Origin of the sequence: Agrobacterium sp. (assembly GCF_032092815.1) — a bacterium.
Taxonomy (GTDB): Bacteria; Pseudomonadota; Alphaproteobacteria; order Rhizobiales; family Rhizobiaceae; genus Agrobacterium.
Genome location: NZ_DAMDBP010000041.1, coordinates 1 through 2,006, shown reverse-complemented (window position 1 = coordinate 2,006; position 2,006 = coordinate 1). Strand labels below are relative to the sequence as shown.

2 protein-coding genes and 1 pseudogene are annotated in these 2,006 nt (G+C 56.5%); all 3 read right to left on the bottom strand.

What is annotated here, in order from left to right; all coding sequences use genetic code 11:
- A pseudogene (locus tag RT613_RS19095) lies at window positions 1-241 on the bottom strand (gamma-glutamyltransferase); the annotation flags it as partial.
- Between the two features lie 307 nt (window positions 242-548).
- Window positions 549-1,430 carry a carbohydrate ABC transporter permease gene (locus RT613_RS19090; RefSeq protein WP_313617971.1) on the bottom strand — a complete coding sequence of 294 codons (882 nt, stop codon included), beginning with the start codon at window positions 1,428-1,430 and terminating at the stop codon, window positions 549-551.
- Window positions 1,427-2,006 (bottom strand): sugar ABC transporter permease (locus RT613_RS19085; RefSeq protein WP_313617969.1); only part of this gene is annotated, 580 nt, incomplete at its 5' end. The genes RT613_RS19090 and RT613_RS19085, both read right to left, overlap by 4 nt.

Sequence of the window (2,006 nt, the reverse complement as noted above, 5' to 3'; positions counted from 1 at the left end):
CGGTCTGCACCGCCACCATCGCATCTATGGCGTTGCCGCCCGCCGCGATCACGTCGCGTCCCGCCTTGGCCGCCAGCGGATTGGCTGCAGCGACCATGAAGCTCTTCGACTCGACACGTTTGGCGGTCGCAAGACCGGTTGCCCTTTCCGGCGCCACCGTGTCAGACGCCTGCTGGGCAGAAGCGATTGCGGTGGAAAACATCAAGGCAAGAACAGCCTCACAGAGAAATCTCATTTTCATCGGCCTCATCCTTCAGAGCGGCGCAAACCATGAATGTGAGAAGGGCAAATCTTGCAGGGCGCTTGAGATTAACTCTCGGGCGACTGCCCTTCCCGGTCAAGCATTTGATTTTCGTGGCAGTGTGCTCAGCCAACCTGGAACGACGATCTGCCAGGCGCCGTTCAGCGTTCAAGTTTGTAAGAGAACACAACAACCTCCGGGTTGGCCAGAATAATCGGCGCTAATAGAATGCAGCAACCTCTCGCAAGTCCCGGTGCATTCTCACTATCGCCTTATGTCAGGCCTTCACCCAGTGCAGGATGAGGCGCTATCCCTTTATTCCGCTCGCCGCGATACTGGAGATGAACAGCCTCTGCAGGCAGAGATAAAAGATCAGCACCGGCAGCGTGATGATGGTGAGATAAGCCATCACTTCACCCCAGGGCGTGTTGAGCTGGAAGAAATACTGCAGCCCCACCATAACCGGCCGGTAAGCCTCGGACTGCGTGACGAGAAGCGGCCATAGATACTGCTGGCTGTACATGACGAGAAACTTCAAGATCGCAGCTGTTGCGATCACCGGTCCGCTGAGCGGCATTACCACCTGCGCGTATATCCGCAGCCAGCCAGCCCCGTCGATGCGCGCCGCCTCCAGCAACTCCTTTGGCAAATCCTTGAAGTATTGCACGAAGAGGAAAATCGTCAGCCCGTCCGCTATCCATGGAATGATCTGCACATGCCACGAATTGAGCCATCCCCAGGTAAACCCGTTGCCGTCGATCCATGGCAGATTGTTGACTTCCAGCAGCAGCGGCACGGCAATGGTTTCAAAGGGAATGATGAGGGTGGCGAGGATGACCGAGAAGAGCACGTCCTTTCCACGCCATTTCAAAAAGGTGAAAGCGAAGGCGGCAAGCGAGCCAAGAAGCAGGGCGAGAAAGACGGTGACGCCTGTTACCAGCACCGAGTTGAATATGAAGGTCGCAATCGGCGCCCGGGCAAAAGCCGCGGTGTAGTTTTCGAGCGAAAGGTCTCCCACCGGCAGGAAAGCCCGTATCGACGTTGCATCACTCAGTAACTGGTCGTTCGGTTTCAGTGACGAGAAGCCCATGAAGAGCAGGGGCAAAATGAAGATTGCCGCGAAAGCCAGCATGAGCACATAGTTGCCGATGAGAAAAGCAAGGCTTTTGCGTTGTCCGGCCTCCATCATTGTTTCTCCCTTGTCAGGTATCGCTGGGTCAGCGAAATGCACAGGACAAGCAGGAACAGAACGACCGAGATTGCCGAGCCTGCCGCGATGTCCTGCTGTCGGTATCCCCTCTCAACCGCCTGATAGACGATGCTTTGCGTCGAATCGCGGGGGCCGCCCTTGGTCATCACATCGATCTGCGCAAAAAGGGCAAAAGCCTGCATGGTAATGACGATGATAATCAGCACGGCCGTGTTGCGCAGCAGCGGCCAGGTTATCATGCTGAATTTCTGCCAGCGGCTCGCGCCTTCGATATCAGCCGCCTCGTAAAGATCCGGAGAGATCGTTTGCAGGCCGGAAAGCCATATGACCATATGGAAACCGACGCCCTGCCAGACTGACATCACCAGAATGGCCCACAGGGCGGTATCGGTTCTGCCCAGCCAGTCGACTGGCTGGAACAGCCCGAAGCTCATGTAACTCAAAAGGCTGTTCAGGAGCCCGTTATCCGCCGCATAGATAAACCGCCAGAGCAGCGCCACCACCACCACCGACAGCACCACAGGCATGAAGTAGATCGCTCGGAAAATCGTGACG